Origin of the sequence: Thermogymnomonas acidicola JCM 13583, assembly GCF_001316105.1 — an archaeon.
In the GTDB taxonomy this organism is placed as follows: domain Archaea; phylum Thermoplasmatota; class Thermoplasmata; order Thermoplasmatales; family Thermoplasmataceae; genus Thermogymnomonas; species Thermogymnomonas acidicola.
The window spans coordinates 12,457-38,154 of sequence record NZ_BBCP01000010.1 but is presented as its reverse complement, the minus strand read 5'-3'; the positions used below and the strand labels follow the sequence as shown (position 1 = coordinate 38,154).

Genomic DNA, 25,698 nt, shown 5'->3' with positions numbered 1-25,698 from the left:
TCATGAGCGAGGCGGTGAGCGAGGAGAGGAGAAAGATAATCTCGGCCTACGGCGCGGAACTCATCCTGACACCGAGCAGCCTTGGAACCGCTGGGGGGGCCATAGAGATGAAGGAGAGGCTGCTTCAGAAGTACCCTGACAGGTACGTTGCAGTGGACCAGTTCAGCGACCCTGCAAACATACTGGCACACTACCAGAGGACTGCGACAGAGATAATAAAGGACTTCGGGCACAGCCTGGATGCCGTGGTGGCCACGATAGGAACTGGCGGTACGACATCAGGCCTGGCGCTGCGGCTCAAGCAGTTCGACAGGAGGATAAGGGTGATAGGCGTCACTCCCGCACTTGGGGGGGTGAGGATACAGGGCATCAGGAACCCCCCCAGGGAGCCCAGGCCCTCGAAGCTGGTGCACACTGATTGGCTCGACGAGGTCGTGGAGATCACTGAGGAGCAGAAGAAGGAGTGCTTCAGAGTGGCCTCCCTTGCCGCCTCCAGGGAGGGCATACTCATTGGTATGAGCAGCAGCTGCGCCCTCTACGTGGCGATGAAAGAGGCGAGCAGGCTGGGCAGTGGGCACAGGGTGCTTGCTATACTGCCGGACAGCGGGTACAAGTACTTGAGCACTGAGCTGTACCAGGACAGGTCCCGGAGGGCGAGCCCAGATGAGGCCTGACCTGGCATCAGTGAAGTGCCTCGCCAAGAGGGGGGGTTTTGGCGATGTCACGCAGGCCCCCCCCTGTGAGGAACGAAAGGGCCCTCTCGCTGAGCTCTCCCTGCCTCCCCTCCACCAAGTTCAGGACCTCCCTGGCGCTTTCCAGGATATCGCTGCAGCCGCCGAGGCCCAGGGAATTGCAGAGTGCCTGCGCCTTCACGGCGTACTCCATGCACTCCTCCGCCTTCAGGGCCAGGCCGCAGACCCTCACCATCATCGAATATGCCTGGAGCCTCCTCTCTGCCTCGCCGAGGAGGAAGGAGTTCTCGATGGCCTTCCTGCAGAACTCCTCTGAACCCTCCAAATCGAGCATTGAAAGGTGGGCAGTGGCAAGGTCTATGAGGGTCGAGGTTATGCCCTTGCTCTCGAAGGACTCCTCGAATATCCCGAGGGCTACCCTCAGGTCCGAGATTGCACTTTCCAGCATGCCAAGGCCCATCTCCGCCAGGCCCTTCAGCCTTGTGATCTCGCCCAGGGCCTGCCTGTCTTCTATCCTGGAAGACAGTGCGCTCTTGCTTGCATCCAGCGCTTCCCTGTAGTTACCTGATTCGAGGAGGGCCCTTATGCACAGGCCAGAGGCCTCTGCCGCGAGGGCGCCTCTCTCGCTCTCAAGCACCTCAAGTGCAGTCTCGAGGGCCCTCTTATAACCGCCTATCTCGATCAGCATGTCCGCCACTGCCAGGGCCCCTTCGCTGCCACCGTCGATCGACTCGAAGCACTGCAGGGCCTCCCCGTACCTGTAGGAGTTGTAGAGGCATGTGCACCTCATGGTCTGCAGCAGTTTCCTCGATTCCTCGGTTACCATGGGCATGGCGCTCTCTATGAAGGACATGAGATCCGTCAGGGATGTAAAGCGCCGGAGCATGAGGCGCCAGTTCTCCCTGACCTCCGCGTCAAGTGCCTTGAGTTGCCTGATCTGAGGTATGCCACCAGCCTGGCCTGTAGGGGGGGGACGCCATTCATCAGGCCAGCCTGAACCATCCACTGGGCGCACCTCACGTAAGCATCCCTTCCGAGAAGCGCCACTATCCTGTCACCGAAGGGGGGGCCCTTGTTGAACGCTATCTCGCCACCGTCGTCCCTTGCCAGGCCCAGGCGGGAGAGGTCACCCACCGCGCTTGCGAAACCTTCGCCGAAGGCTGCCTCCAGTTCCACGCGGCGGTATTCCCTCCCAGATATGTAAAGGGCCAACAGGAGCTGCCTGGCCCCCGTCGCCAAGGTGGGACACGATCCTGGATGCCAGCGTTGGGGGGGCATCCGGGGGGGGATTGTGAAGTGCCTGTAGAGGCCCAGGTTGACGGTACCGTCGTCCCTCAGGATCCCGAGGTAGGAGAGGTAGCCCAGCACGTAGTGCGCTGCGTCGAAGTTCCTGTTGGACACCCTTGCCACAGCGGACACCAGGTCTCCTGGCATGTCCCTGAATCTCTCCCTCAGGTACCAGACCACGTCCCTGTCAGTTGGCCTCGAGAGCTCAACAACACCTATGCGGTCAGAATTTTCGCCCAGTAAGCTTGAGAACCCGGAAGAGAGGGAATTTGCGGTTGCTATCTGCCTGACATGGAAGCGGGAAGTGTTGCGCGAGAGGTAGACGAAGAAGTGCTTCGTGTGGTCGCTGAGCATGTCAAGGCCATTTGTTACGAGCCAGCCGTCCCACCTTATGGTTTCCAGAGTCCTGATTATGACGTCGAGCTCCCTCTGCTCGTGCCTGCCGGTCAGCCTGTCAAGCAACCTGTTGTAGGGAGCGTACTTCAGGATCTCCCTGTCATAGTATGGCCTGTGGGCCCAGTGCTTCTCGCCTGAGACGAGCATGTCCACCAGCTCCTGGGCACCCCCCCATCCGGGCCCACCGGTCAGGACTATGCACCTCTCTTCCTCCATCAGTTCCGAACAGCGTACAAGAGCTTCCTGCAGGTTGAGGCCCATCCATTAGTCAGCCCGCATCCTCATATAAATTTAGGGACGGTGTTCCCGTCAGGAAATGCCTTCCATGCACGGTGTGCACCAAAATAGTTATATATTGAGATTAGTATATTTAATGCGGTAGGTATGGCCTCATACAAATTTAAGTGCCGGGACATCGGTATGGATTGTGACTTCAAGGCCAGCGGCAAGACCGTTGACGAGCTGATGCCGAAGATCGCGGAGCACGCGAAGAACGCTCACCACATAGAGCAGATTGATGACAACCTGAAGCAGAAGGTCCAGTCCGCGATCAAGAAGTCCATGTTCTGAACGCGCCCGAGAGGGTGCTTATTACTTCTGATAATTATCTATTCTAAAACACTATTATTCACTTTATAATCGAAACCGCAATGAGGAGTGTCAGCGCGGTCGCCTTTTCATCATCCGCAAACCTGGGGCCCGGTTACGACATACTCGCATTGGCACACACTTCCTTCTTCGACAGGGTATCTGTGAGGGAGGGCAGCAGGACGAGGCTGTTCTGTACTGGAATACCACAGGAAATCGAGAGCAACACGGCGGGCAGGGCAGTTACGGCAATGCTCAGGGCCTGGACGTGAGGGCAGAGCTGGAGATACACATAGAGAAGGGTATCCCGTACGGCCTGGGACTGGGCAGCAGCGGTGCGAGCGCAGTGGGTGCTGTCACAGCGGCCTCCGAGCTGCTGGGCCTCTCGCTCTCTGGCGAGGAGATAGTGAGGTTCGCCATGCAGGGAGAGGTTGCCTCTTCCGGTGCCGCACACCCTGACAATGTTGCCGCAGCCACCTTCGGTGGCGCTGTTGCCGTGCTATCCGATGGGCCAGTCGTGAGGAGGATCCCAGTCCACAGCGCCTTCAGGTTCCTCCTGATTGTCCCTGGGCAGCAGAGGGAGGGCAAGACAAGGCTTGCCAGGTCCCTGGTCCCGAGGGCCATAGAGACAGGGAAGTATGTGAGGAACAGCAGGCGCCTGGCATCGCTGATACTGGGCCTGAGCTCCGGTGACAGGGAGCTCCTGCGCGAGGGCATGAACGATGAGATCGTTGAGCCTTCACGCTCACCCCTCTTCCCTTTCTACTGGCGTATAAAGGAAGAGGCGCTTGCACTCAACGCCGCAGGCGTGTGCGTGAGCGGGGGGGCCGGGCCCTCCATCCTGGTGATCTTTGACGAAAGGACTGATGTGTCAGGCATAGAGAGGAGGGCCACCAGCATACTGGAGTCCTTTGGCATGAGCACCAGGACCGTGAGGGCTGTCTCCGCAGGGGGGGGTGCGGCCATTGAGGAGCCCGGCATCGTTTCATAGGGATACAGAAGACCCGGTGGCCCACTCCCTGGTCTTCCCCATTTACCAAACCAGCTCGTTCCTGATGCCGGAGGGAGAGCACTACAGGTACGGGAGGGAGTGGAACCCAACGGTGGAGGAACTGGCCAGGAAGATGGACATGCTGGAGGGGACGCCATCGTCCACCTGCTTCAGCTCGGGCATGGGGGCCATCACCTCACTGCTCCTCTCCCACCTGAGGCCCGGGAGCAGGCTCCTTATACACAGGGACATGTTCTCAAGGACCTACAGGTTTGCACGCGAGTTCCTGGCGTCCTTCGGTGTCTCTGTATCGGTGGCTGAGCCCGGGAGTGAGGAGTTCATCAGGATGGTCAGGTCCGAGAAGCCTGACATGGCACTCCTGGAGAGCGTTACCAATCCAGTGCTGAGGGTCATGGACATACCGAGGATAGCGGAGGCATGCAGGGAGGTCGGCGCAAGGTTCATCGTGGACTCGACCCTGGCCACCCCGGTTAACCAGAAGCCCTTCGGCATGGGCGCAGACGCTGTGATACACAGCGCGTCGAAGTTCCTCTCAGGCCACAATGACGTCATTGCGGGTACACTCTCTGGCCGTGAGGAGATCGTGAGGAGGGCGGACGACATGAGGCGCAACCTCGGATCCACCCTTGACCCCCCCAATCGGCCTTCCTGGTGATGAGGGGCCTGAGGACCCTGGAGGTCAGGATGGAGAGGATCAACAGGGACGCCGAAAGGGTGGCAGAGGAACTGTGCAGCCTGGAACACGTGAGGGATGTCATATACCCGGGGGGGCTGAAGGAGCACCCTGATCACGATATATCGAGGAGGGTGCTGTGCCACCCCGGAGGCGTCATAACATTCCACCTCTCAGAGGACATAGACCCGCAGGCATTCATGAGGGCACTGGGCGTGGTTGCGCCCGCAAATACGCTTGGCGGCGTCTTCTCCACAATATCGCAGCCGTACACAATGTCCCACAGGGGGGGTTGAGCGAGGAAGAGAAGGAAAAGCTCGGTATCACCAGGGGGGGCATGATGAGGCTCTCAGTGGGGGGGCTCGAGGGGGGGCAGACGCCATAGTGGAGGACATAAGGGGGGGCGCCATATCCAGGGCTAGATTATATAGTCCCCCCCACCTGGGTCAGTGAAGACCCTGGCTGGCACCCTGTTGCGCCCTATCTGCACCCTCAGCGTTACGTAATCTATATCGCCGTACTTCGATGCCACATCACGCACTATTTCTGCGTATTTCCTCCGGTCAGCCTCCACGCACCTGGCCTCTATGAAGGAGCCCAGGTTCTGGACGACCCTGTACTCGCCTGTTATGTCGTCAAATGCCCTCTGGAGGCCCCCCCTCAGCCTGCAGTTCTGCGCCCCCCCTGGAGCGTCTATGAAGTGTGGCAGGACGACCATGTGCTTCTCCTCAAAGTAGTAGAGGGTGTTCTCCACAGGCAGGCCGGCATAGCCCTGCGAGAACGTCTTCCTGTGGCACTCCTCGCACAGAGTGACCAGGTTCCTGAAGGAATCAGAGCCGCCGTCCTTCCTGGGCACTATGTGGTGGACCTGGATGTTCAGGTGCACCCTGTTGTAACCTGCCCTGGACGGCAACCTGGTGACGGTTGATGTGCCGCAGAGCCTGCAGGAAAATGAGTCCCTGAGGAGGACTGCCCTGTAGACCCTGGCCCACGGCACGTTCGTCGGTGTCCTGTCACCCTCAGGGCTAAAGTCCTCGACCTGAGTGAAGCCCGAGAGCCTTGCGGCCATGATGAGGGTGTCCGCATCGAGCCTGGGGGGGATGTCCTTCAGGCCCCCCCTGTACCATCGCCCTGGGCACGAAACTGCCACCCTTGCCTCCATCAGCCTCACCCCGGTACCCGAGAGGTCAAGATAAAGCATGGGCTTGCCGGTAAAGCGGGCACCCCGGAGGCACCATGGCCTGTGCCCTGTCAGGGGGAGCCCGATGAAGCCGAACCACTCCCTGGCCCTGGCCTCGAATCCAGAGTCCCTGCCGGGGGGGAGCCATGACTGCCTAGCGTGCACGAGCCCCAGGCCGTGCTCCTCCTCCAGCTCCCTGATCACGCCACTGTCCGTGCTCATGAAGACGAGGGACGGCCCAGTGTCTGCGGTGAAGTATAGGCCTCCGTCCTTGACCTGGCAGCCTCTGCTGCCCTGACGGCTTCCTGGAACCTGTCGTCCTGCACGCTCAAACCGGAGGAGAGGAGCAGGCCGTGCATCTGCCACATGTCCTCCATGGAGATCCTGAGGAGGTCGTCGGTTTCGAGACCCCCCCTGCGGAGGGCCCGTATGAGCCTGCGCATCTTGAGGAGCTTCCACCTTGAGTAGTATGGCGACCTCAGTGCTGCGCTGTGTGCACCCTCTGTCCTGAGGCCCATTTCCTGCGGGATAAAGGCAAGGTGGACCTCCTCCCCCCCCGGCACGGTAGGGCGTAGCACCTCCTCTCGTCCATGTATGCGTATGATAGCCAGAGTGAAAGCGGCCCGGCCACAGACCTCGTGCCCGATCCGGAGGCGAGCCTCGCCAGCCTTGAAACGGAGGCAGGATCGGATATGCCGAGGACACCTGCGACAGCCCTGGCAGCAGCCGCGCTTACAGCCGCAGATTCCCCCCCGAGGCCCTTTCCAGCTGGGTATTTCCTCTCCATCTCTATGTAAAATGATACCTTTATATCCCTGCCGGACAAGGACCTGAGAGCCCTCATGGCCTTCTCCACCCTGGCCCTCACTGTCTCAGGGTTCAGGCCCCCCCTCACATATATCTGCTCTCTCCCTGATACTGCGCAGGCCACCTTGCACACCGAATAGTCAGCGGTGAGGGAGACCGAGGGGGAAGTTCGCTATGTTCAGGCTGCTGTCCCAGTAGCCCAGGAACTTCTCCAGGCCAGTTATGGGGTGGCCGTAGCCGAAGGAGATCAGGCCGTTCATGACCTCTATGTCCGTTTCCACAGGCTCGAAGTCCAGGCCGTAGTCCCTCAGGGCCCTCTCCAGGGCATCAGTGAGCCTCAAGCCTCCCAGACCTCGCCATCTCGTTCACATAGCGGAGGACCTCTGCCCTGGTCCTCCAGTAGTCCAGGTTATCGAATGCCCTTATGCCCATCCTGCCGCACTCCTCCAGAGAGTACCTCATCATGACCCTGTACCTCGGGAGCTGCCTGGCCAGGCGGTGGCCCGGTGATGAGAAGTGCGTATACTTCTCCCGCTCCAGCAGGCGCTCAGCGTTGACCCTCTCGTCCGATATGTACAGGTATAGGGGGGGTATAACGCCAGCCATGACATCGGCCTCGAGCTGCGAGGGTATGAAGTGCAGGGTCTCCACCACCAAGGGCTCCCCCCCATTGGATATGGCCCTCCTCAGTACCTGGTTTATCCCCCCCGTGTTCAGTATCCTCCCCTGTTCCAGGTATCCCCCCCTGAGTATGCTCTGCTCGCTCTCTTCCCCCCCGAAAAGTGACCAGGCCTCGTACACGCTCTTTGACATCACCTCCGCTTCTCTGCCGGTGAGCAGGGGGGCCTGACCATCTCCCTGAGGTAGTCGCCCGAGAGCACTATGTCTATGTCGAGCATCCGGGCCACAGCACCCGCCATGCTGGTCTTCCCGACGCCCGGAATACCGCCTATTAGCACCACTGGAGCCTTCAGGTTCACTCACCCCATATCTTCATGAGGTCCCTGGTATCGATCACCTCCACGGAGCGGGATATGAGGTCCAGGGCCTCGTAATAGACCCTCTCTGAGTATGTCGACGTTGCGTCCGATACCACAACGCTGAAGTAGTTCCTGGATAGCGCAGAGATGGAAGTCACGTAGACCTCGAGCTCAGTTGTGAAGCCCGTGAGCAGGACGGTTCTCTTCCCGGAGGCACGCACCGCATCCGCCAGGGCCGGGCTGCTGAAGGCATCGAATCCGGAGACCGTCACGAGAGTGCTCTTGCTGTCAGGAAGGAAGTAACGGAACCTATCCTCAAATGTCCTGTCAAGTACCGACTTAGGGGGGGCTGAGCCTCGCAGTGCCCTCTCCCTCTTTGCATCCATGTATTCCTGGATCTCACTGTCGTGCACTGCATGGGGGGGGCGCCGGAAGTGTATATCATCGGTATGCCCTTCACCGATGCCTTCTCGAACAGGTAATCGAGCGCCATCACCACTTCCATCTTGCTGAATATCCTGGAGAATGTGTCCATTGAATAGTTCATGTTGACGATCAGCGTCTTGGAGGGTTCCAGTATGGATTCCAGCCCCCCCATGGCGGTCATGCCAGGGTTATATTGAGCTAGATTTTATACCTCTGCCTCTTGCTGGGCACAGGTGCCCCCCCACACTATCCGAACCGTTCCACTGCCACTCCGGGGCATGCGTGTGGGCCCCCCCTGCCAGCGATACGGTTGCTGCCGTGCCCGCGTGCAAACTGTTTCCAGTCAGGGCGCATTCCCGTGATGCCGTCCCTGCCTCACACTGATCACAGTATATGTATCGTTCAGGTATGGCTCAGGGTCAAGCGAGAATTTGTTGCATGCACGCGCAATCTCAGAGCCCAGCCTCCCATGCACCTCACCATCGTCCAGGTGCCTGTATTCCACATCCGGCATTGCCGTGTCTGTGAAAAAGAGAGTGGCAGCCCTCTGGAACACCGGCCCATCGAGCAGCGAGGAGAGCGACACAAGGCTCTGGAACTGCCCATCCATGCCATCCGGCACAGCGATGCCGTGCGCTTCCAGGTAGGCCCTGACCCTCCACGTCTGCACCCTGGGCCCTATCAGCGTGAGGGGGGGCACGCGGCCCCCTCACATATATCCTTCCACCGACCATTCCCGTGCCCACATGGTGGCCCACCGGCTGCCTGCTGAGGCCGGAGTTCAGGACGCATATGATCCCTCCCGCCATGTACTCGCCCAGGTAGTCCCCTGCGGTACCGAAGACGAGGAGCAGTGGCCTGTTCTCCCCCCCATACTCGCGCATCTGTATGCCAGCCCTGTTGCCAACACTCCCCCCCGAATCACCACTGTGCCACCTTGCATGGCCTGGCAGGCCACATCGCCAGCATCGCCCATCACCGTTATATCTCCAGACTGCATCGTATCTGCGAGGTCGTCCTCACAGCTACCGTGCACGGTGACCCTTGGCCCATCTAGGAGGTTTGCGAAACAGTTGCCCGCGTCCCCGAATACCTCCACACAGACCTGGCCCTTCATGCCGGAGAGGAGGAACCTGTGGTTCGAGACGCCCCCTGATCCTGATGTCCCCCTGCAGCCGCCCTGGCAGCCACTGCCCCCCTGCAGTTCATCCGCACCGTACAGGGAAGCGTCTATCTCAACAGTACCTGATCCCGTGCCTGTCAGCCACCATCACCTCCCCCCCACCCTTAAGCCTCCTAACCTCCGGGTTCCCTATCAGTCGCTTTACCTGGTTGAGCTCGCTGGCCACAACCACCCTGCCCCCCCCATCTGTCCCCACGAGGAGTGGCCTGAGCTTTGACCTGTCCGCAACGGCCGCAATCTTCCTCATCCCTCCCTCCATGAAGGAGAAGGCCACAGAAAACGGGCCGTCCAGGGAAAGGCCCGGGAACTCATTCGAGAGTGGGTGAGTGCCAGCGAGGACTTGGAGGGCCTCTTCGGCTGGCATCCTGAACCTGTGCATCAGGACGAAGAGCAGGCGGACGATGACCTCGCTGTCTGTCCCCCCCACGAAGCTCCTGTAGCCCAGGTTCCTCAGGGCGTTCACATTGGCGCCGAAAGAGCTCACGTCACCGTTGTGCACCGCGGATATGTTCACAGAGGAGAAGGGGTGGGAGAATATCGGATAACTACCAGGCGAGTTAGTGGGCTGTCTGGTGTGTGCCAGCCAGGTGTCCGACTTTATTGATGTGAACCCAGGAACGCTGCCAGCCACGTCCGATGGAAAGCCTATCCCCCCCTTGACCACGTGCAGCCCCCCCTACCCACGCCCACAAAGCGTGCCCACTCACCCTTTTCTGGAGAGAGCAGCGAGTTTATTGCCTCAACCCTGTTCTCAATCTCCGCTTCCCCCCCATCGTCAGTGACGACGCTCATCTCCCACAGGAACGTGTTACCCCGACACGCCCCCCCTCAGGTGCAGTGCCCTCTCAAACTCTATTTCCCAGTGGCGCGGTATGAAACCCCGGGCCCTGTGGAGGGCACGCATGCTGGAGGCAAAGGCCTGCAGCGTGACCCTGTCTGTGTCCTCGAAGTAGGAGAACCCGGCGCCCAGGTTGCTCCCCCCCCTGTACGATATGCAGCCTATGGCGTCCAACACCTCAGCACCGCTCACTGGAGATTCAGGATCGAACACGGCCAGTATACCGCATGCGCCTGGGGGGGAAACCGGTACGTGCATCACTCACCACCCGCCTTTACGCCCAGTGACTGGCACACTTCCGTGGGGGGGAGGCCCACGGCACGGAGCAGCTCCCTGCTCCCCCTCAGCGACCTCCCCACAGAGGTTACGCCGGCTGCCCCTGAGAGGAGAGATATCTCCTTCTGTATGCCTGCCAGCAGGTTCTCTATGTGTTCCGTGGTGCCGCCCTTTGACACCACCACGTCCACCGGGACGTTTATAGAAACGAGATCGGCGCCCAGGCAGACCATCTTGAAGACATCCTCGGCACAGTGGACACCATCGCTTATGGCCAGTATGAAGGCATCCCCGCGCACCCTGTGTTCCGTGAGCCACTCGTCTATGCGCGCAACCACCAGCGGCGCCGGCTCGTCTCTTTCCTGCACGACGAAGAAGCGCCTCCCCCCCTCGTCCAGGGCGTCCAGGATCTGCTGCCTCCAGTCAGTGGAGAGGTACTCCACATCCGTGCACCATGTGCTTAGTTCCAGTCTCTGCCCCTTCAGCACAGGGACCTGCATTGACCTGGACACCATGTCCATGTAGGGCGAGGAAGCTTCCGCAGGTGATGCAACAGTGAAGCAGGGGGGGATGGAGATGCAGGGGGGGCCACCCCCTCAGCTTCACAGAGGTGTCTATCTCCTCCCTGTAGGGATCCACGCTTGGCCTTGTGACCTGTGCACCGTCTATGCGCAGGTAGTCCAGTAGCTTCTGCGTTCCGGACACGTGGGGGGGATCAGTGTTGCTCCCCATGCTCGATATGGGTGGGTGGGCAGGTGAGTTCCCGGAGAGTCCCGAGAGCCTTAGTATGTGCTCCTCCATGTGCTGGGGGGGAGCGGTACCTGCACTGGGAGAGGTGGGAATTCAGAGGGGGGGACATCTTCCTCCAGGCCTATCAGGGATGCCTCGGTGTCCAGGATCCCGGAGGGCTTCAGGAGCGACCTGTTCCCCACCACCTCCTCCAGCGATGCCACGCCAGAGGCCTCCATGATCCTGCACATCTCGTCGCGCCAGCCCCCCCTGAGGAAGTTCACCACGGAACCTGTGGCAAATTCGAGGGAGAGGCTGCCCCCCCTCCTGTCCGATAGCCTGTTGGTGATCAGTGCAGGGCAGAAGCCCAGGTGGCACCTGTGCACCATCACGCAGCCCATCGCTATAAGAGTTGCCGTGCCCAGAACAGCCATGTCTGCGCCCAGGGCCATGAGCTTGAACATGTCCTCCGGCGTGCTTATCCTCCCACCGGCAATCACCAGGAATCTGTCCCTGAGCCCCTCAGAGACCAGGGCATTGTGGGCGGAGGCAACTGCCACCTCAACAGGAAGACCTATGTTGTTCCTGACCACCTCCGGGGGGGGCGGCCCCCGTACCGGCTCCATAACCATCTATTATTATTCCGGCACCTCCCATCCTGGCCACACCCAGCGCTATGTAGGGAATGTAGTTGGTTGCCGCTACCTTCACCAGGACCGGCTTCCCTGTCATGGTGCGGAGCTGCCTTATCCTTCGCCCAAGGTCCTCTATGGAGTATATGTCGTGGTGCGGTGCCGGTGATATGGCGTCGATGCCCACGGGGTATCCTCCTGGCCCGGGATATGGCCTCTGTGACCTTGGACGCAGGCAGGTGCCCCCTATTCCCGCTTCGCCCCCCCCTGCCCTATCTTTATGACTATGGCGGAGCCTTTGACAGGGTGTCAGCGGTCACCCCAAACCTGGCGGAAGCCCACTGCACCGTGATGTTCGGTATGCCCGATACCTCAGGGAGCAGCCCACCCTCACCGGTGCCCGCGACCACAGATTCTATCTGCGCAGCCCTGGCGATGGCTATGTTCGGGACCCCCCCAGAAAGCGCGCCGAAGGACATGTCGCCAAGATAAACAGGCATGGATAGGTCAAGGGAGTTGAGGAACCTCATGCCCGTTTCCGGGTCCTTTACTGGGCCGCCACCTGTGCGGACACGGAGACGGTCGAGGAGCCTTCCGGTTCTCTCACTATCCGGTACGAATATCGTCCCGTCACTCCTGGCGTTTTTTGACATGAAACGGATATGTTCAATCCGCCACGTGCTCCAGAACTCATTCTGCTTCTGCTCTGGCAGCCTGAGGAATGTGCGTAGCTGATTGACACTATCTTGCACGATGGTCTATTTTCTCATGTTATTTAAAATTAACTTGGCCGATACGTAAAATGGTGAGTGAATACGTATTTCGTATCACGTGTCCTCCAGCCTTTCAATGTGCACCTCCTCCGCGTACGCCACCTCCCCATGGGCAGCAATGTCCCCGTGGTGCACGCTGGCCTCGTCCGCCCTGAGGGGGGGCACGAACAGCGAGATCAGCTTCAGGATGCCCAGGTTGGCGAGTAACACGTAGCCCATGACGAATACGCCTGAGAAGACCTGGACCAGGAGGAGCGATGGGTTCCCGTACAGGCGCCCCCCCTGAGGCCAGGCTCTATGTAGCCGTCACCGCAGGGTCAGCAAAGACACCGGTCAGTATTCCACCAACCAGGCCCGAGATGGCATGGCTGCTGAACACGCCCAGTGAATCGTCTATGCCCATCTTCGGCTCCACCCTGTTCAGGAAGAACCAGGGCACAGTGCCTGCGGCAATGCCGATGGCAATGGCACCCAGGCCGTTCACGTACCCAGCAGCCGGAGTTATCGCGACCAGTCCGGTTATGGCACCTGTCGTTGCACCTATGAGCGACGGCTTGCCCCTGAGGAGCTGGTCCATTGCCATCCATGTGACCGTGCTCACGGCCGCGGCCAGGTTTGTGTTCAGTACGGCTATGCTCGCATCTATCGTTGCGCCTCCAGGGTCGCCACCGTTGAACCCGTTCCAGCCGAGCCAGATGAGGCCTGTGCCGGCCAGGACGAGCATCATGTTGTGTGCCTCATGGCCTGAGCCTTCCTAACCCTTGGGCCCACCATCATGGCCGCTGCGAGTGCGGAGACGCCGGCGTCCAGGTGTATTACATACCCGCCCGAGAAGTCCACAGCACCCATCTGTGCCAGCCAGCCACCGGCGAAGAGCCAGTAGGCCAGAGGAGCATAAACCAGAACCGTGAACATCGGGACGTAGAGCATCCACGCCCTGAAGTTCATCCTTTCAATTACGCCGCCTACTATCAGCACTGGCGTTATTGCCGCGAAGACGAACTGGAAGAAGATGAACGTTGCGTTGGGGATGGAGAGCAGGGAGCCGCCCGGGCCATACGCTGACTGCATGCCCAGAAAGTATCCGGAGAGCGACGGTGCTGGGGTGCCGAGTACAGAGTAGCCGTGGACAGTGAGCAGGGAGCCGGGCCCGAATGCCATCCTGTATGCCACCGCAACCCAGACAATCAGGACACAGGCGAATGCGTAGAAGACCATCAGCGAGGTGTTGACCGCGTGCTTCCTCCTGGTAAGTCCCGCATAATACAGGGCCACACCCGGTATGCTCTGCAGGCCCACCAGCGTACCGGCGATCATCATCCAGGAGTTGTTCCCTGTGTTGAGCCAGCTGCTACCCGTGACCAAGTTGCCTGACGTAGCCTTTGGGCCGAACAGCATGCTCAGGTAAAAAAGGGCCGCTATAATGGCTGCGCATGCTGCTGCGTGATTCCAAGCCACTTACCCTGCATGATAGTGTTTCGCATTTACGCGACCCTATTTAATTTTTTGCAGAACTTTCTGACACTCTGTCAATGAAAAATTGATTTATTAGAATTTCAGATCACATTTCTCAACTACTTCTTTCTTCGCGATAGCAAACGTGCGGTTTCCTTGATATCATGTCAACCGAGAGTCCTCCTCGCCCTTGCCATCTCAAGGACAGCGGACCTTGCCTCATCATCGTGGCCGGACTGCATGGAGATCAGGAAGAGGGAGGACAGGAGGGCGTGCTTCTTCGTCGCATAGTCCTGCGGGCCCGGCTTGATGCCGAGGGTGTCCTGCAGGTACCTGAGGTCCTCGAGGAGCATGCCCCTGAACTCGTCCTTGAGCGATCCACCGAGTATGTCCAGGGCATCCCAGTTGAAGAGGCCGGCAGCAGCAGAGAGGTCTTCCCTGAGGCCACGGTAAGTGGACATTATGAAATCCACATCACCATCGCCCATTTCCTGGAGGCTGATATGCCGAATACCTCAGGTGGGAGGCCCATGCTGTAAAGTGCTGCCACAAATGTGATCGCCCTGGGCAGCACGATGCCGCCCTGGTTCCTGCTGTAACCGAAGAGGCCTATGTGGAGCTTCCTGGAGCGCCTGGGCGGAATATACCGGGCACACACGTTGATCAGGCCTGCTATGCTCTCGAGCATCCTCTGGTACCTGGCAACATATGGCTCAAGCACCTTACGGAGCTGCACGGCGTCCACCGGCATGGGCTCCTTCACCACGTTCCTCATAAGTGATTCCACGGCACTCCTGGCCTCGTCCCTCCCATAGTCGTACCTGAATGCAGACTGTGCGGTGAAGGTATGGTAGCCCCCTGTACTCGTCCATAACCCTTTTCTCGTTCCCGGGCACCAGCTACCCCCCCTGAAGACTGATGTTCCCGCCCCGAGTATGGGGGGGTAGAAGGGTATCCCCCCATGCCCTCGGACATCCTGTGGATCTCGTGCACGGCGTACTTTGCAAGCAGCGTGGCGGAGATGAAACCGTAGTTCATCGCGGGGGGGTCCGACCTTGCAATGAACACCCTCATGTACTTGGGGTATGCAAACCTCACGTACTCCTGCACGATTTCCCTTATTTTCAGGACCGAGGGCATGTCCTCTATGAGTGGGATTATGTCGATCTGCTTCGGCTCTGAATCGCCGATCCACTCATCAACGGTCATTCCGCTGTCCAGGCTAATCCTGCCCTTTCCCACGACCACCTTCCTGTAGTAGCTCAGGACTGATATCAGATCCTTCGAGCTTGTGGTGAATGGTATTATCACCTGGAAAACCGGGGGGGAAACCTTCCTCTCATAGAACCTGCTCGCAACGTCATGGCTCACTGGTATACTCTCCAGGGTCTCCATCACGACCTTCCTCTCAGGGCCCTCGATGCTCGCGTTTGGTATCCTGTATGTCAGGAACAGGTCCCTGCCGAGCTCCCTTTCCCTGAAGAAGTCAGGGTACCTGGAGAGAATCTTCCTCACAACATGGTAATCGACGTCCTTTCCCTCAGCGTCCCACATCGCCTCGTCAACGCCAAGCTCTGAATACGAGCGGAACGTCTCCTCCACCTCTCCATCGCCCTGGATCACTGCATCTGCCTGCCACCATGGTGGAGAGGCGTTATCTGGGTGCTGCGTTGACATGACCCTTGGTACCATGTGCATGCGGCCCCATGTCCCGGTGAGATAAAAAACCGTGAACCGCACGGGTGGACGTACCTTCGGAAATTGCGGCTGAAATGAATCATATGGACGGCTCTGGATCGGAACACATGCCACTCTGATAACTGCGCAGGGCAAGCGCAGACCCCAGTGAGCATGTGGCGCGGCTCGGTGCAGGCTCTTCAAAAATCCCTAAAGTTTGATATACGCTTTGCCCAATTGTGTATACCATGGATCATACAAAACTGCGCAACACCGGCCTGACGCTGGACAAGCTGTTCCTGAAGACGCTGCTGACCTCGGGGGGGCACAGGTACCTGACGGATGGGAGGGTGAAAACCGGATACGGTGAATTCTACGAGGCGGCGGTGGGGGGGGTTGCGGGGGGGGCTCCACAGGCTGCTGGGCCAGGACAGGGTCGTGTCAGTGATGGACTGGAATTCCATGCAGTTCGCGCAGCTCCTCTATGCTGTGCCAATCTCTGGAAACATAGTCCACCCAGTGGATGTGAGGCAGCCCACCGGACAGGTACTCTCATCCATGAGGGAGGCGGGGGGGAGCAGCTGCCTCCTCTATTCTCCCCCTTTCAAGGGCCTGGCAGAGGCTGCAGTGTCCGCAGGCCTCGTAAAGGATGAGTTCTGCATGTCCATCGATGAGGCCACAGGACAGGACCTTTCCCATGGGAATGGGGGGGAGACAGGACTCCCGGAACTGGATGAAACAAGGGTGGCCTCTGTCCTCTTCTCAAGCGGCACGACTGGAAAGCCCAAGGGAGTTAGGTACAGGCACAGGGATATTGTGCTGACCGTGTGGGCTATGGAAACAGGCCTTTCGGCCTTTCCGGGCCCCCCCTCCAGGCTCACCTCTTCTGATACTGTGTTCTCCCTGATCCCGTTTTTCCACCTGTGGTCCTGGGGCACGCTGTACATATCCACCCTGATAGGCTCGAACTACGTCCTGGGCGGCCGCTTCGACCCGAGAACAACGTCTGAACTGATCAAGAGATCAGGTGCCACCTGGATGAGCATGGTCCCCCCCACCATGTTCAGCGCACTCACTTCATATGACAGGGACTCACTTGATGGTATGAAGGTGCTCATAGGGGGGTCCGCCATACCCTCCAGCATACTGAGGTTTGCTTCGGAGCACTCAATAGAGCTGGCGGGGATCTATGGCTTCACCGATGGCCTTGCTGCCGGCATAGGCACCTCGGAAATCATGGATGACCTGCCCTCAAGGAACGCTGACGCGGTGAATGCGGTCACGCCACTGGTGTTCACAGATTTCCAGATCGGTGGAGACGGGAGTGAGCTGGGGTTTCAGGGCACCCTGGTTACCGGACGGTTACTTCAATGTGCATGAGGAAAAGGCATACAGGGGGGGTGACTGGTTCTACCAGGGGGGGACTCTGCAGAGATAACGGGAGATGGCAGGATAAGAATAAGGGACAGGATCAGAGATCTGATCAAGAGCGGTGGCGAGTTCATACCCAGCGCACTCCTCGAGTACTACATATCGGAGATAGACGGTATCAGCGATGTTGCGGTGATAGGAGTGCCGGACGAGAGGTGGGGGGGCGAGAGGCCGGTTGCAGTGTACCGGACAAGTGATAGCTTGAGGGTTGGTGATGAAGTGATTGTATCCCACCTCAGAGACCTCGCCTCCAGGGGCCTGATCAGGGAGTGGTGGATCCCGGAGCGTTTCATCCGGGTCGAGAGCATGCCTATGACTGGAACAGGAAAGATAGACAAGAAGGCGCTAAGGGCAGCGCTGTCACAACAGCCTGGGAAAGCACAGCCAGGGAGCAGACCTGATTAAGATGGTGCGGTGCCTGTAAGCATGGAGTTCCTGGAGCCCCCCCTGCAGGGCATGACCGGTGCCACTCCCGCACTTCCACGGCCACCGTTTCGAAGACAGGTGTCATTACAGATGGCCTGGAAGACCGGATCCGGTCCGGATATGGTCCGCATTACATTACCCATGGGCTGGGCACACACCGCGGCCTCCGGCAGGGTTGGGAGTTGCAGCAACGGCATTTGGGCTCCGTATCCGGGAGCCTCACCTGCCACCCAAACCCGCATCTGGTTCGTGGCCGGGCCATGCCATAGACATATACACACCGTGGTGCCATGTGCCGGGCCAAAGTGGCGTGGGGGGGAGCAGTGCACAGGGTGGCCCCCCGCACCGCCGTACCTTAGCCCAGGCACCTGGAGATGAAGGGCAAGGGAAATGCCGGGCGAACGTCTCATTCCGGCACGGGAGATTCAGTGGCGCTGAAAGCTGAATGCTGCAACAATTGAATCTGGCTTGTTGCGCCAGTGGGCCTATCTGGCCGGCGCCTGGGTTCAACGTAACGGTCAGGGTACCCTGAACCTGAACGTCCTGGAGCCCTCATAGTCCGTGTGCACCACAAACAGACTCCCGCCCATGTCCCCCCCAGGCTCATTGGAGGATGCTGACGTCACGTAGAGATCGCTCAGCCCGTCCCCCCCGGCAAAGACGCAGGATGTTATGTTCTTTGCGGGGAAGACTATCTCATCGACCTTCCTCTTCCTCTCCGGGTCGTGGACAGATACCCTGCTGCCACCCCCCCAGTGGGCAACCCAGAGGTTCCCGTCGGCGTCTATCGTCATTCCGTCTGGATTCCCGTTTTCGTTCCTGAAGTCCACTGCAGTGCCGAGCCACTCAATGTTCATGCTGCTGTCGTAGGAATAAGCATCAACCTTTCTCCTCGGTGTATCTATGTGGTAGAACACTCTCCTCCCAGTGTCCCAGGCGATCCCGTTGGATATGACCAGGCCACTTAGGATGCGCCTTGCCGTGCTCCCGGAGATAACGTAGAGCGAGCCGATGGGCCTCCTCTCCTCCAGGTCCATGGTGCCTGCAACGTAGTTGCCGAATGGGTCTGCCTTTCCATCATTGAACCTTGTGGCCCCCCCTTGGTCCTTTTCGACCTCGAGCAGGAGCCTGTGACCCCCCCTGACTCGTCGATCAGGTAGAGGCCGTGGTCCACTGTGGCGGCCATCTCCTCGCCGGTGGTTGGTACAATGGACGATATCATCCCCTTGGACTGGAAGGTCCTCATCTCGGAAGCCCCGAGAGATAGGTAGTGGAATTTTCGCCCCTTTATATCAACAGTAGACCCGCCTCCTCCTCTCATCGTATGTCGAGCCCTCACCGAGTACATCTACCTTCCTGAAGAGAACCTCGGGTTCCATGTGCATACATCCATGCCAGGTATAAGTTTGTGTGCGGTGTGCACGCTTTGCCCAGACGGTGCCCAACGGATGACAACATGACTTTCACAGGAACCTATCTGGCTCTCAGGATAGGGATGATTGCCGGTGAGATTGGAGCGGTCTGGCACACTGGAAACACACTTTCTTCTGTAGTGTCAGCCAAGATAACGTGCTGGAAACACCGAAGGCAAGTTGCCGGCGCGACCTGCCACCATCTCCCCCCCACCCGGATGAGGAGTATATTGAGACCCAGGCCCATAATCCGTTACAGAAGGCCCCCCCGGGATTGGAGGTAGATCTGTATCACTGACTGCAAGTGTTGTGATTACAACGGCCGTCAATACAACAACAGTTCCAAACAGAAAAGAAGCCTCCTTTAGCCCGTATGACGCAGCCATATAGCCCGTGATGGTACCAGCGGTGCCTGCACTATGTAGCCGGCGGCGTCGTTCAATACCGTGGTAAAGCCCCTGGAAGTGCTCATGCTCAGATCCAGGCCTGCGGTGACCGTCATAGTCCAGGCGAATGCCTGGTTGATTCCCACCCCGATGTTATCCCATTTGAAAAAGTCAGAGGAGACAATAAAGAGTGTAGAGAGAAGATGCTGAACACCAAACTAACAGGGAATAACAAGAGCACAATCTGGTATAGGCAACAGAAGATAAAGCAGGGTCTGCCTCTTAAAGTTTGTAAGAAGCGTTCAAAGCAGTAGCTCCCCCCCTGCTCCAGCATTGATATTAGTATTTTTTTCACTTTTATAATTCTCTTTTATTACCACTGAAACAGGATTAACTGCAGAGCCAATATTTTTTCGTTTTTGCGGAAGAGGTGTGTAAGGAGAGCCTGAAAATTTCAGCGTGGAGATGCTATAGTGGAAAGCTAAAGCTGCTCCACTACCTCTCTCCGATACGGATTGCGGAGGGCCGGATTTGAACCGGCGAACCCCCCCTGCGGGAATGGACCCTAAATCCATCGCCTTTAACCTGGCTCGACAACCTCCGCCCGATGACATGTTATGTGCCTCTGATATAAGAAACATATCCAATCCTATCTACACATGCATTTCCCCCCCGGCCAGGTGCACTTCCGGGGGGGCACCAGACAGGAAGCCACGGCCTGCACCTCGGCAGACCTCCATAACTGCGCTGTATCCTGGCACTCTAAAATATTGTTATACGCATAAATATTCCAAACATTGGAAATAGTCAAAACATTGGAGATGTACGAATTAATTAATATGTTAGTAATGACAGGCCAAGATGATAGGTAGATGCGTGAGCTGAAATTCCTGATACCCTACGTTGTATTCACGTCCTTCTCGTATTTTTTCGCCAAGGACGGCCTCCAGTATGCTTCTCCCCCCCTGGCCTTCATGGCTTTCAGGTACCTGATCGCGGGCGCGATCCTGCTGGCAATTTCGAGGAAGCTAGTCCTCAAGATGGATGTCATTTACCTTACCCTCTTCACTGTTGCCAGCACGGCCTTCTGGATCTATGGCCTCGCCTACGTCTCTCCCTCCCAGTCTGCAGTCCTCAGCTACACAATGCCACTTTTCTCCCTGCCGATAGCCTTCCTGCTCGTCAGGGAATCCCCCCCATCGAGGATGGAGGTCCTGGGCATAGTCGTGGGCTTTGCCGGCGTTTTCATCTACGGTATCCCCCCCCTTGTCCACGGCTTCACCTTCCTGGGCATGGTTCTGACCATTGTCAACGCAGTGTTCTGGGCCACCTTCACAGTCCTTTACAGGCGCCTGAGGGAGGAGGAACCGATCAGCGTGAACGCCACCCAGTTCGTGGTGGGCGCAGCCATACTCTTCGCCCTCTCCTCATTCAATTTCAGGGTCAGTTTCAACCTGCAGTTCACCGAGGACCTACTCTGGATGGCGACCCTGGGCGGGGCACTGCAGTTCCTGCTCTGGAACCTCATGGTGAGGGTGAGCAAGGTCAACAGGGTGACCGTGCTTGCATTCTCCGTGCCGATATTCACCATAGTGCTGGAGGCGGTGATGAACCACTCCATGCCCACATACTACGGAATTGCCGGAGTAGCAGTTATGTTCATCGGAATACTTATATCAAGGCTGCGCGGAGGGATAAGCATAGTGCGTCCTCCGCAGGAGACCGTGAAGTGACTCCGAATACCTTATTTCACCCTTTATGATAATAAGAGCACGTCAGTGCTCGTTGTCGGCAACAGCAACATAATTGGCCTTAACCTAATGAACAGGTTGATAGAGAACGGCGTCCTGGCAATAGGGGGGGTGAGGGGGGGGCTAGAGGATATCCCCCCCGGCGCTCTCCGAAGGCTGAGGGTGTTGAGTACGTTGTGAACGCCATCTACGGTGAAGGCATTGCCGCTGCAGTGCCTGAAGATGAGAGGGCAGGGGAGGCAGTGAAGGTGGCGCAGAGCATAATCAAGGGCCTCTTCCCAGGGAGCATGCACGTCCTGATATCCTCTGACCTCGTCTACCTTCCACGTGGTGGAGAGAAGAGCGAGGAAGACGCAACAGGGCCGGCCACTCCACTGGGCGCGAAAATGCTGGAGGCGGAGGCCACAGCCGGTGAAGGTGCCCTCATAATCAGGACCGGAATACCCCTGGGGCACTGCGCCCCTAACCTCATGGACAGGTGGGCCGCAGGGGGGGCCACCGGCTGGGCACCGGTTACCGGCAGGAGGAGGGCCTTCGTCCTGAACAGGGACCTCTCCACAGCTGTCATACGGCTTCTCGGGAGGTCCGGCATATACAACGTCTGCGACTTCAACATGGCCGAGGAGGAGTTCGCAAGCGCGGCCGGCATCAGCAGGCCACCCTGTAGATCCGATCGCTCCGACTATTCCCTTTCGTGCAGGAAGCTGACGCATGAGACGGGCCTCGAACCGGCCGGCAGGGATATACTGGGCGCATGGTACGGTGGTGTGCCCTAACAGGTTAGGGAAAAGTGATTATTGGCCAAATCCCATGCCTGGCTGATGCCAGGAGAGGAGGAGATGGTCAGGGATCACGAGGAGGCGAACAGGCTCCTCAGGGATCTGCTCAGGGCGATAGATGGGGGGGCGAGATCGACATAGACCTGTTCGAAAGGATATCCGTAGGCTCAGGAGGCACATCTACGCCGAGGAGGAGGACATGTTCCCCAGGGCCCTCCAGGCCAGGCCAGACCTCTCTGCCAAGGTCTCGGGCCTGGAAATGGAGCACGCATCCATCTGGATGCTTCTTGACAGGGTTGAGGGAGAGATAAGGCGGAACGAGGTGGTCAAGGCCCCCCAAGTACGTGCAGGAGATCTACGACATCCTGCAGGCCCACAACGTGCAGGAGGAGAAAGATGTGTACCCAGTGGCAGGCACGGACCTCCACTTGCTTCCTTCAGGGTGCCTGATGGGTGGGTATGCAGGAAGCTCCGCAGGCCGGCCTCCACAGGCACTGAGGCTGAAACCCCCCCCAGCCCTTCCTGTCACCTGAGCACCTTTGTGAGCCTGTCCGGCCTGTCCGGGTTCAGGCCCCCCCTGGACTGGGCCAGGCGCATGGCATAGAGCTGCCACGGGATTATCTCGAGGACACACCTCTCAGGATAGTCAAAGCCCCTGATCACCTGTGATCCCAGAGACCCATCAAGTACCTGTGCACCGAAAGAAGTGCACTCCTCCCTGATCCTTGCTGTCACCTGGTCTTCTGAGAATGTGACTACAGCATCTTTGCTGCCTGCCACCTGGATGTAGCCGTGCTCGAACTCCTGGGCTATGAAGGCCTCAGCCTTACGGATGCAGTTTCCCTAAGCTTCAGGGCAGCCTCCCTTGCGGTAACGTATGAGTATCCAGAGCCCAGGAAGATGTAGTTGTCCGCAGACACCACCTGCAGGTTCTCCGCCTGCCCGACCACCTGCCCTACTGATGCCGCCACCTTCCTCATCACTGCCTCTGAACACGAGCCCTGGATGGCGGAGCAGAACTCAAGGGATGCCATGAGCATGGCTGTGAAGGACTTCGTTGCGGCCACGGCTTTCTCCGGCCCCCCCACAGACAGGTATATTTCAAGGTCAGAAAGCTTCGAGAGAGTGCTCTCCTGCGAGTTTGTGAAGGATATGATCCTTGCGCCGCTCTCGGCCGCCTCCCTGGCCGCCCTGACGGTGTCCCTGCTCTCGCCTGACTGGCTGAAGAACACGTATATGGCATTCCTGCCGAGCGAGCGTATGTAAGTGCCTACTTCAGAAGGCGCAACTGGCACAGCAGGCCTCCCGCTGTCGTTCAGAAGGAGGGAAAGAAAAAGGGAAGCGTTGAAGCTCGTCCCGCTTCCCGATACCACGAATCCCATGGCCCCGGAGGCCATATCCTGTATTTCGGAGCTCTTCCTGTGTGCACTCTCCCAGGCATTCCTCACACTGGTTGACTGTGACCTGATCTCCTCTTCCATCTGGTACATGAACCAGATGAACATTGCATTTCAGTTTAAATGTTTACTGCAGCTTCTTCTGGTCCTCCAGGGGGGGTGAGAAGAGCTGCTCACCCACCAGGGCCTTTATCCTCCTGGTTTCGTCCCTAATTGTGTCCACAAAGTGTAAGTGTATTTTGTGGAACATGAGAGAAATCAACTGCAGGTTATTAATAAATATTCGTTCGTCTATAAATCATGCAATATTTCGGAGGTGAAAAATATTTAAAAATATATAAGCAGACAAATATTTTAAGATGTCTGACACCGCACAGCAACCTTTTTGCCAGACGTTTCCAATCTTTACCCATGTATAGGCACGGGTTTGTTGAAAAGGATATAGACCCATCGGACGTGCATGAGAAGGTGAAGGAGTTCCTGGTCAACGACGGCTTCAACATCACTTCGGACGAGCACCATGACCAGATGTGGGAGATACATGCCAAGAAGTCCGGGAGGGAGAGGATCGTATTGGGCAAGGTCAGGGACGTGGATGTGGTCATAGCAGGGAGCAAGGGCAAGTTCGAGGTGCAGCTGCACGCAGGTATCTGGGGGCAGGGACATGGCTGTGCCCGCTGTTGAGGGCCTCCTCACGCTTGGCCTGGCCACGGCTGTGGAGGTGCATGAGGGCCACGAGTACGAACTGAACCTCTGGAAGAGAATAGTGCACCTCATAGACCCTTCGCTCCTCGTGTGTGACCTGGACGGCCTGCTCTTCAAGTCCAGGGACGACCTGGAGAAGCACATAAAGATGGCGCATCAGCAGAACAACACTGGAATGATGATGGCCCCCAATGATGATGGCTGGCATGGGCCTGATGACCATGGGCATGTTCGGGGGGGGATTCGGCGGTTTCGGGCCCGGGTTTGGTGGGTTCTGGATCTGACTGTACCGCAAATTGCTTAACCCGTCAATCCATAATTGTCCGGGCCTGTGAGATAGTCAGGAGAGCCTGTCGGCCTTCGGAGCCGAACACCCGGGTTCGAATCCCGGCAGGCCCGCTATATTCCATTTTGATTAAATAGCACCGTGACCCCCCCCTATTGTGCCATTGGAAAATATAGAAGCAGGAGTTATGCAGGGGGGGATCAGCTATTTTTTAACAGTGTTAATTATGTCAGGAGTGCCTTACATCATGGACGACGGTATCGGGTGCTCAGTATGAAGGGATCCTACAGAACATGGCTGCTCCTTTTTGGGCCGGCATGGCTTGCAATGATCGCAGACATGGATGCCTCCTCGTACATAGGGGGGGCTGCATCGACAGGGGGGGCAGCCTTCGGTTACGGTCTCGTTTGGCTCATGGCACTTCTCGTAATCCCGCTGTTCATCATCCAGGAGCAGGCAGGTAGGATCGGTATAGCGACCGGCAAAGGCCTTGGGACAGTGGTCAGGGAGAGGTACGGCAGGAGAGCGGCAACCGCAGTGGCACTTCCCATGGCGATCACGGACATGGTAACCTACGCGATCGAATACCTGGGCATAGGCATAGGCCTGGAGGTTGCTGGAATCCCGATACTGTATACGGTGCCGCTGATCTACGTGCTCCATATAGCCATAGTGTCCTCGGGCAAGTACAGACAGGCGGAGAAACCCCCCCTCATCGCAATGTCTCTTCTGCTCATCGCCTTCCTGGTCGCTGCACTGGTCATCAGGGGGGCCACTGCCACACACAGACCCCCCCGAAGCGAACATGTTCCTGCTCGGTGATAGCAGGAATTATTTCCTTGTACTGGCAGCGGATGTTGGGGGGGCTGTTGTCATGCCTTTCATGGTGTTCTTCCAGGCTTCCGCCACAGGAACGAAGGTCATGGGGATGAGGTCAAGCAACATCGCGGTTGAAGGGAGAGCAGCCATCAGGTCGATTAGATCGGAGACCCTGGTGGGGGGCCATGGTGACTGAGGGCATGATGATCGTGGTGGTGATGGCCTTTGCAGGCATTGGCAGTGCTTCCAGCGCATCATTCTTCGCCACACCTGCAGAGCTATCAAGAACGCTCAGAGTCCTGGCCGGCGACTACGCACCAGCTGTCTTCAGTGCCGGGCTGGTGGCTGCGGGTTTCATCGCCCTGATCGTGATATCGCTTGGAAGTGCCTGGGGGGGAGTTGCTGAGGCCCTGGACATGAAACAGAAGAACTACTGGCTCCTGTACGTCACTGAAAGCCTTCCCGCAGTGTTTGCCTCGATACTCGTAAGTGCATCGTTAATGATTGAGATCGTCCTATACCTTCTCGTGTTCTTCGTTCTAGCACTCATAGCGCCCCTTTCGGTAATGTGGGTCATAGGAAGGGACCCTGAGGTCATGGGGGGGCCCTTGACCATGCCAAGGCGTGTCCAGGCTGCATACCTGGCTTCCTCTGCACTTGTCGTATCAACAGCGTTCATCGCCATGGCCACGTCCATATAGG

General features: G+C 58.2%; 37 protein-coding genes, 2 tRNA genes and 4 pseudogenes. 15 read left to right on the top strand and 28 right to left on the bottom strand.

Annotated features, from left to right (window positions below; genetic code table 11):
• Positions 1–2 precede the first annotated feature (2 nt).
• Positions 3–674, top strand: coding sequence for a pyridoxal-phosphate dependent enzyme (locus JCM13583_RS09140; protein ID WP_162509722.1), 672 nt, complete (start codon positions 3–5; stop codon positions 672–674).
• Positions 675–681: 7 nt separating this feature from the next.
• Here the strand turns inward: JCM13583_RS09140 and JCM13583_RS09135 are convergent, their stop codons facing one another.
• Positions 682–1,578 (bottom strand): hypothetical protein, encoded by an 897-nt coding sequence (locus JCM13583_RS09135; protein ID WP_162509721.1) that lies wholly within the window; start codon positions 1,576–1,578, stop codon positions 682–684.
• Entirely contained in the window at positions 1,554–2,636 is a 1,083-nt protein-coding gene (locus JCM13583_RS09130; RefSeq protein WP_162509720.1) for a hypothetical protein, read from the bottom strand. The genes JCM13583_RS09135 and JCM13583_RS09130 overlap by 25 nt, the downstream gene beginning before the upstream one ends.
• 123 nt (positions 2,637–2,759) lie before the next feature.
• On the opposite strand from JCM13583_RS09130, the gene JCM13583_RS09125 reads away from it, so the two are divergent.
• From JCM13583_RS09125 to JCM13583_RS09115, 4 genes and pseudogenes are all read left to right on the top strand, one after another.
• A complete protein-coding gene (locus JCM13583_RS09125; RefSeq protein ID WP_075057456.1) occupies positions 2,760–2,945 on the top strand; it encodes a DUF1059 domain-containing protein in 186 nt (61 codons plus the stop codon).
• A gap of 80 nt (positions 2,946–3,025) precedes the next feature.
• Entirely contained in the window at positions 3,026–3,235 is a 210-nt protein-coding gene (locus JCM13583_RS14155) for a hypothetical protein (RefSeq protein ID WP_171823556.1), read from the top strand.
• A complete protein-coding gene (locus JCM13583_RS09120) occupies positions 3,232–3,954 on the top strand; it encodes a homoserine kinase (RefSeq protein WP_171823555.1) in 723 nt (240 codons plus the stop codon). The genes JCM13583_RS14155 and JCM13583_RS09120 overlap by 4 nt, the downstream gene beginning before the upstream one ends.
• A gap of 64 nt (positions 3,955–4,018) precedes the next feature.
• Positions 4,019–5,033, top strand: a pseudogene (locus JCM13583_RS09115) (PLP-dependent transferase).
• Between the two features lie 33 nt (positions 5,034–5,066).
• Here JCM13583_RS09115 and JCM13583_RS09110 read toward each other — a convergent pair.
• From JCM13583_RS09110 to ppcA, 22 genes and pseudogenes are all read right to left on the bottom strand, one after another.
• Positions 5,067–6,050: an HNH endonuclease gene (locus JCM13583_RS09110; RefSeq protein ID WP_075057455.1), complete on the bottom strand. Its 984-nt coding sequence runs from the start codon at positions 6,048–6,050 to the stop codon at positions 5,067–5,069.
• Positions 6,047–6,346: a hypothetical protein gene (locus JCM13583_RS09105; RefSeq protein WP_075057454.1), complete on the bottom strand. Its 300-nt coding sequence runs from the start codon at positions 6,344–6,346 to the stop codon at positions 6,047–6,049. Before JCM13583_RS09105 ends, JCM13583_RS09110 begins: the two co-directional genes overlap by 4 nt.
• On the bottom strand, positions 6,307–6,759 hold the full coding sequence (locus JCM13583_RS09100) for a hypothetical protein (RefSeq protein ID WP_162509718.1): 453 nt from the start codon (positions 6,757–6,759) through the stop codon (positions 6,307–6,309). Before JCM13583_RS09100 ends, JCM13583_RS09105 begins: the two co-directional genes overlap by 40 nt.
• Before the next feature lie 16 nt (positions 6,760–6,775).
• Positions 6,776–6,976: a hypothetical protein gene (locus tag JCM13583_RS09095; protein ID WP_075057452.1), complete on the bottom strand. Its 201-nt coding sequence runs from the start codon at positions 6,974–6,976 to the stop codon at positions 6,776–6,778.
• A complete protein-coding gene (locus JCM13583_RS09090) occupies positions 6,963–7,448 on the bottom strand; it encodes a hypothetical protein (RefSeq protein ID WP_075057451.1) in 486 nt (161 codons plus the stop codon). The genes JCM13583_RS09095 and JCM13583_RS09090 overlap by 14 nt, the downstream gene beginning before the upstream one ends.
• On the bottom strand, positions 7,448–7,615 hold the full coding sequence (locus tag JCM13583_RS13030) for an AAA family ATPase (protein ID WP_162509717.1): 168 nt from the start codon (positions 7,613–7,615) through the stop codon (positions 7,448–7,450). Before JCM13583_RS13030 ends, JCM13583_RS09090 begins: the two co-directional genes overlap by 1 nt.
• On the bottom strand, positions 7,612–8,001 hold the full coding sequence (locus JCM13583_RS09080; protein ID WP_162509716.1) for an isochorismatase family protein: 390 nt from the start codon (positions 7,999–8,001) through the stop codon (positions 7,612–7,614). Before JCM13583_RS09080 ends, JCM13583_RS13030 begins: the two co-directional genes overlap by 4 nt.
• Positions 7,884–8,222: a hypothetical protein gene (locus JCM13583_RS13025; protein WP_162509715.1), complete on the bottom strand. Its 339-nt coding sequence runs from the start codon at positions 8,220–8,222 to the stop codon at positions 7,884–7,886. Before JCM13583_RS13025 ends, JCM13583_RS09080 begins: the two co-directional genes overlap by 118 nt.
• A gap of 162 nt (positions 8,223–8,384) precedes the next feature.
• Entirely contained in the window at positions 8,385–8,741 is a 357-nt protein-coding gene (locus JCM13583_RS14150) for a hypothetical protein (protein WP_171823554.1), read from the bottom strand.
• 81 nt (positions 8,742–8,822) lie between these two features.
• On the bottom strand, positions 8,823–9,158 hold the full coding sequence (locus JCM13583_RS09070; protein ID WP_075057448.1) for a hypothetical protein: 336 nt from the start codon (positions 9,156–9,158) through the stop codon (positions 8,823–8,825).
• A 118-nt stretch (positions 9,159–9,276) separates the two neighbouring features.
• Positions 9,277–9,888 (bottom strand): hypothetical protein, encoded by a 612-nt coding sequence (locus JCM13583_RS09065; RefSeq protein ID WP_075057447.1) that lies wholly within the window; start codon positions 9,886–9,888, stop codon positions 9,277–9,279.
• On the bottom strand, positions 9,870–10,016 hold the full coding sequence (locus JCM13583_RS14145) for a hypothetical protein (RefSeq protein WP_171823553.1): 147 nt from the start codon (positions 10,014–10,016) through the stop codon (positions 9,870–9,872). Before JCM13583_RS14145 ends, JCM13583_RS09065 begins: the two co-directional genes overlap by 19 nt.
• Positions 10,017–10,032: 16 nt before the next feature.
• Positions 10,033–10,320 carry a hypothetical protein gene (locus JCM13583_RS09060; RefSeq protein ID WP_162509713.1) on the bottom strand — a complete coding sequence of 96 codons (288 nt, stop codon included), beginning with the start codon at positions 10,318–10,320 and terminating at the stop codon, positions 10,033–10,035.
• On the bottom strand, positions 10,320–10,781 hold the full coding sequence (locus JCM13583_RS09055) for a hypothetical protein (protein WP_075057445.1): 462 nt from the start codon (positions 10,779–10,781) through the stop codon (positions 10,320–10,322). Before JCM13583_RS09055 ends, JCM13583_RS09060 begins: the two co-directional genes overlap by 1 nt.
• Positions 10,762–11,139: a hypothetical protein gene (locus JCM13583_RS09050; RefSeq protein ID WP_075057444.1), complete on the bottom strand. Its 378-nt coding sequence runs from the start codon at positions 11,137–11,139 to the stop codon at positions 10,762–10,764. The genes JCM13583_RS09055 and JCM13583_RS09050 overlap by 20 nt, the downstream gene beginning before the upstream one ends.
• Positions 11,121–11,660, bottom strand: a complete 540-nt coding sequence (locus JCM13583_RS09045) for a hypothetical protein (protein ID WP_075057443.1) — start codon at positions 11,658–11,660, stop codon at positions 11,121–11,123. The genes JCM13583_RS09050 and JCM13583_RS09045 overlap by 19 nt, the downstream gene beginning before the upstream one ends.
• Positions 11,629–11,886 (bottom strand): hypothetical protein, encoded by a 258-nt coding sequence (locus tag JCM13583_RS09040; protein ID WP_075057442.1) that lies wholly within the window; start codon positions 11,884–11,886, stop codon positions 11,629–11,631. The genes JCM13583_RS09045 and JCM13583_RS09040 overlap by 32 nt, the downstream gene beginning before the upstream one ends.
• A gap of 97 nt (positions 11,887–11,983) precedes the next feature.
• Complete coding sequence (locus JCM13583_RS09035; RefSeq protein ID WP_075057441.1) at positions 11,984–12,352, bottom strand: hypothetical protein; 369 nt, start codon at positions 12,350–12,352, stop codon at positions 11,984–11,986.
• Positions 12,353–12,526: 174 nt separating this feature from the next.
• Positions 12,527–13,870 (bottom strand): annotated as a pseudogene (locus tag JCM13583_RS13020) (ammonium transporter).
• Between the two features lie 224 nt (positions 13,871–14,094).
• Positions 14,095–14,415 carry a phosphoenolpyruvate carboxylase gene (locus tag JCM13583_RS13015; protein ID WP_162509709.1) on the bottom strand — a complete coding sequence of 107 codons (321 nt, stop codon included), beginning with the start codon at positions 14,413–14,415 and terminating at the stop codon, positions 14,095–14,097.
• Positions 14,388–14,714 carry a phosphoenolpyruvate carboxylase gene (locus JCM13583_RS13010; RefSeq protein ID WP_171823548.1) on the bottom strand — a complete coding sequence of 109 codons (327 nt, stop codon included), beginning with the start codon at positions 14,712–14,714 and terminating at the stop codon, positions 14,388–14,390. Before JCM13583_RS13010 ends, JCM13583_RS13015 begins: the two co-directional genes overlap by 28 nt.
• A complete protein-coding gene (gene ppcA, locus JCM13583_RS13005) occupies positions 14,699–15,625 on the bottom strand; it encodes a phosphoenolpyruvate carboxylase (RefSeq protein ID WP_162509708.1) in 927 nt (308 codons plus the stop codon). The genes JCM13583_RS13010 and ppcA overlap by 16 nt, the downstream gene beginning before the upstream one ends.
• Positions 15,626–15,970: 345 nt before the next feature.
• Here ppcA and JCM13583_RS09015 point away from each other — a divergent pair, with 345 nt between their 5' ends.
• Entirely contained in the window at positions 15,971–16,984 is a 1,014-nt protein-coding gene (locus JCM13583_RS09015) for an AMP-binding protein (protein ID WP_162509707.1), read from the top strand.
• A gap of 183 nt (positions 16,985–17,167) precedes the next feature.
• Positions 17,168–17,440, top strand: a complete 273-nt coding sequence (locus JCM13583_RS14140) for a hypothetical protein (RefSeq protein ID WP_075057437.1) — start codon at positions 17,168–17,170, stop codon at positions 17,438–17,440.
• A 539-nt stretch (positions 17,441–17,979) separates the two neighbouring features.
• Here JCM13583_RS14140 and JCM13583_RS12995 read toward each other — a convergent pair.
• Positions 17,980–18,840 (bottom strand): annotated as a pseudogene (locus JCM13583_RS12995) (SMP-30/gluconolactonase/LRE family protein).
• 935 nt (positions 18,841–19,775) lie between these two features.
• Positions 19,776–19,863, bottom strand: a tRNA-Leu gene (locus JCM13583_RS09000).
• Positions 19,864–20,131: 268 nt separating this feature from the next.
• Here JCM13583_RS09000 and JCM13583_RS08995 point away from each other — a divergent pair.
• The 4 genes from JCM13583_RS08995 (at position 20,132) to JCM13583_RS08985 (ending at position 22,393) form a co-directional block, all read left to right on the top strand.
• Positions 20,132–20,992, top strand: coding sequence for a DMT family transporter (locus JCM13583_RS08995; protein ID WP_075057435.1), 861 nt, complete (start codon positions 20,132–20,134; stop codon positions 20,990–20,992).
• Positions 20,993–21,037: 45 nt separating this feature from the next.
• Positions 21,038–21,190 carry a hypothetical protein gene (locus JCM13583_RS14135; protein ID WP_171823552.1) on the top strand — a complete coding sequence of 51 codons (153 nt, stop codon included), beginning with the start codon at positions 21,038–21,040 and terminating at the stop codon, positions 21,188–21,190.
• Positions 21,187–21,786 carry a hypothetical protein gene (locus tag JCM13583_RS08990; protein ID WP_075057434.1) on the top strand — a complete coding sequence of 200 codons (600 nt, stop codon included), beginning with the start codon at positions 21,187–21,189 and terminating at the stop codon, positions 21,784–21,786. Before JCM13583_RS14135 ends, JCM13583_RS08990 begins: the two co-directional genes overlap by 4 nt.
• Positions 21,787–21,907: 121 nt before the next feature.
• The gene (locus JCM13583_RS08985; protein WP_075057433.1) at positions 21,908–22,393 is read left to right on the top strand and encodes a hemerythrin domain-containing protein; all 486 of its coding nucleotides are present in this window, start codon (positions 21,908–21,910) and stop codon (positions 22,391–22,393) included.
• Here the strand turns inward: JCM13583_RS08985 and JCM13583_RS08980 are convergent.
• Together JCM13583_RS08980 and JCM13583_RS08975 are read right to left on the bottom strand one after the other, a co-directional pair.
• On the bottom strand, positions 22,315–22,569 hold the full coding sequence (locus JCM13583_RS08980; protein WP_075057432.1) for a hypothetical protein: 255 nt from the start codon (positions 22,567–22,569) through the stop codon (positions 22,315–22,317). The genes JCM13583_RS08985 and JCM13583_RS08980 overlap by 79 nt on opposite strands.
• A gap of 29 nt (positions 22,570–22,598) precedes the next feature.
• Entirely contained in the window at positions 22,599–23,279 is a 681-nt protein-coding gene (locus JCM13583_RS08975; protein WP_171823551.1) for an SIS domain-containing protein, read from the bottom strand.
• 318 nt (positions 23,280–23,597) lie between these two features.
• Between JCM13583_RS08975 and JCM13583_RS08970 the strand changes: the two genes are divergently transcribed.
• The 4 genes and pseudogenes from JCM13583_RS08970 (at position 23,598) to JCM13583_RS08955 (ending at position 25,697) form a co-directional block, all read left to right on the top strand.
• Entirely contained in the window at positions 23,598–23,870 is a 273-nt protein-coding gene (locus JCM13583_RS08970) for a hypothetical protein (protein WP_075057430.1), read from the top strand.
• The gene (locus JCM13583_RS08965; protein WP_162509705.1) at positions 23,857–24,195 is read left to right on the top strand and encodes a hypothetical protein; all 339 of its coding nucleotides are present in this window, start codon (positions 23,857–23,859) and stop codon (positions 24,193–24,195) included. Before JCM13583_RS08970 ends, JCM13583_RS08965 begins: the two co-directional genes overlap by 14 nt.
• A 21-nt stretch (positions 24,196–24,216) precedes the next feature.
• A tRNA-Arg gene (locus JCM13583_RS08960) sits at positions 24,217–24,290 on the top strand.
• A gap of 160 nt (positions 24,291–24,450) precedes the next feature.
• Positions 24,451–25,697: pseudogene (locus tag JCM13583_RS08955) on the top strand (divalent metal cation transporter).
• The last annotated feature ends 1 nt before the right edge of the window (position 25,698 follow it).

Coding starts and splice junctions, on each gene's coding strand:
- JCM13583_RS09140 (WP_162509722.1), top strand. CDS start 3: ATGAGCGAGGCGGTGAGCGAGGAGAGGAGAAAGATAATCTCGGCCTAC.
- JCM13583_RS09135 (WP_162509721.1), bottom strand. CDS start 1,578: ATGCTCCGGCGCTTTACATCCCTGACGGATCTCATGTCCTTCATAGAG.
- JCM13583_RS09130 (WP_162509720.1), bottom strand. CDS start 2,636: ATGGGCCTCAACCTGCAGGAAGCTCTTGTACGCTGTTCGGAACTGATG.
- JCM13583_RS09125 (WP_075057456.1), top strand. CDS start 2,760: ATGGCCTCATACAAATTTAAGTGCCGGGACATCGGTATGGATTGTGAC.
- JCM13583_RS14155 (WP_171823556.1), top strand. CDS start 3,026: ATGAGGAGTGTCAGCGCGGTCGCCTTTTCATCATCCGCAAACCTGGGG.
- JCM13583_RS09110 (WP_075057455.1), bottom strand. CDS start 6,050: ATGAGCACGGACAGTGGCGTGATCAGGGAGCTGGAGGAGGAGCACGGC.
- JCM13583_RS09105 (WP_075057454.1), bottom strand. CDS start 6,346: ATGGGCCTCAGGACAGAGGGTGCACACAGCGCAGCACTGAGGTCGCCA.
- JCM13583_RS09090 (WP_075057451.1), bottom strand. CDS start 7,448: ATGTCAAAGAGCGTGTACGAGGCCTGGTCACTTTTCGGGGGGGAAGAG.
- JCM13583_RS09080 (WP_162509716.1), bottom strand. CDS start 8,001: ATGGATGCAAAGAGGGAGAGGGCACTGCGAGGCTCAGCCCCCCCTAAG.
- JCM13583_RS13025 (WP_162509715.1), bottom strand. CDS start 8,222: ATGACCGCCATGGGGGGGCTGGAATCCATACTGGAACCCTCCAAGACG.
- JCM13583_RS09070 (WP_075057448.1), bottom strand. CDS start 9,158: ATGAAGGGCCAGGTCTGTGTGGAGGTATTCGGGGACGCGGGCAACTGT.
- JCM13583_RS14145 (WP_171823553.1), bottom strand. CDS start 10,016: ATGAGCGTCGTCACTGACGATGGGGGGGAAGCGGAGATTGAGAACAGG.
- JCM13583_RS09060 (WP_162509713.1), bottom strand. CDS start 10,320: ATGCACGTACCGGTTTCCCCCCCAGGCGCATGCGGTATACTGGCCGTG.
- JCM13583_RS09050 (WP_075057444.1), bottom strand. CDS start 11,139: ATGGAGGAGCACATACTAAGGCTCTCGGGACTCTCCGGGAACTCACCT.
- JCM13583_RS09035 (WP_075057441.1), bottom strand. CDS start 12,352: ATGTCAAAAAACGCCAGGAGTGACGGGACGATATTCGTACCGGATAGT.
- JCM13583_RS13015 (WP_162509709.1), bottom strand. CDS start 14,415: ATGGGCGATGGTGATGTGGATTTCATAATGTCCACTTACCGTGGCCTC.
- ppcA (WP_162509708.1), bottom strand. CDS start 15,625: ATGCACATGGTACCAAGGGTCATGTCAACGCAGCACCCAGATAACGCC.
- JCM13583_RS08995 (WP_075057435.1), top strand. CDS start 20,132: ATGCGTGAGCTGAAATTCCTGATACCCTACGTTGTATTCACGTCCTTC.
- JCM13583_RS08985 (WP_075057433.1), top strand. CDS start 21,908: ATGGGGGGGCGAGATCGACATAGACCTGTTCGAAAGGATATCCGTAGG.
- JCM13583_RS08975 (WP_171823551.1), bottom strand. CDS start 23,279: ATGTACCAGATGGAAGAGGAGATCAGGTCACAGTCAACCAGTGTGAGG.
- JCM13583_RS08970 (WP_075057430.1), top strand. CDS start 23,598: ATGTATAGGCACGGGTTTGTTGAAAAGGATATAGACCCATCGGACGTG.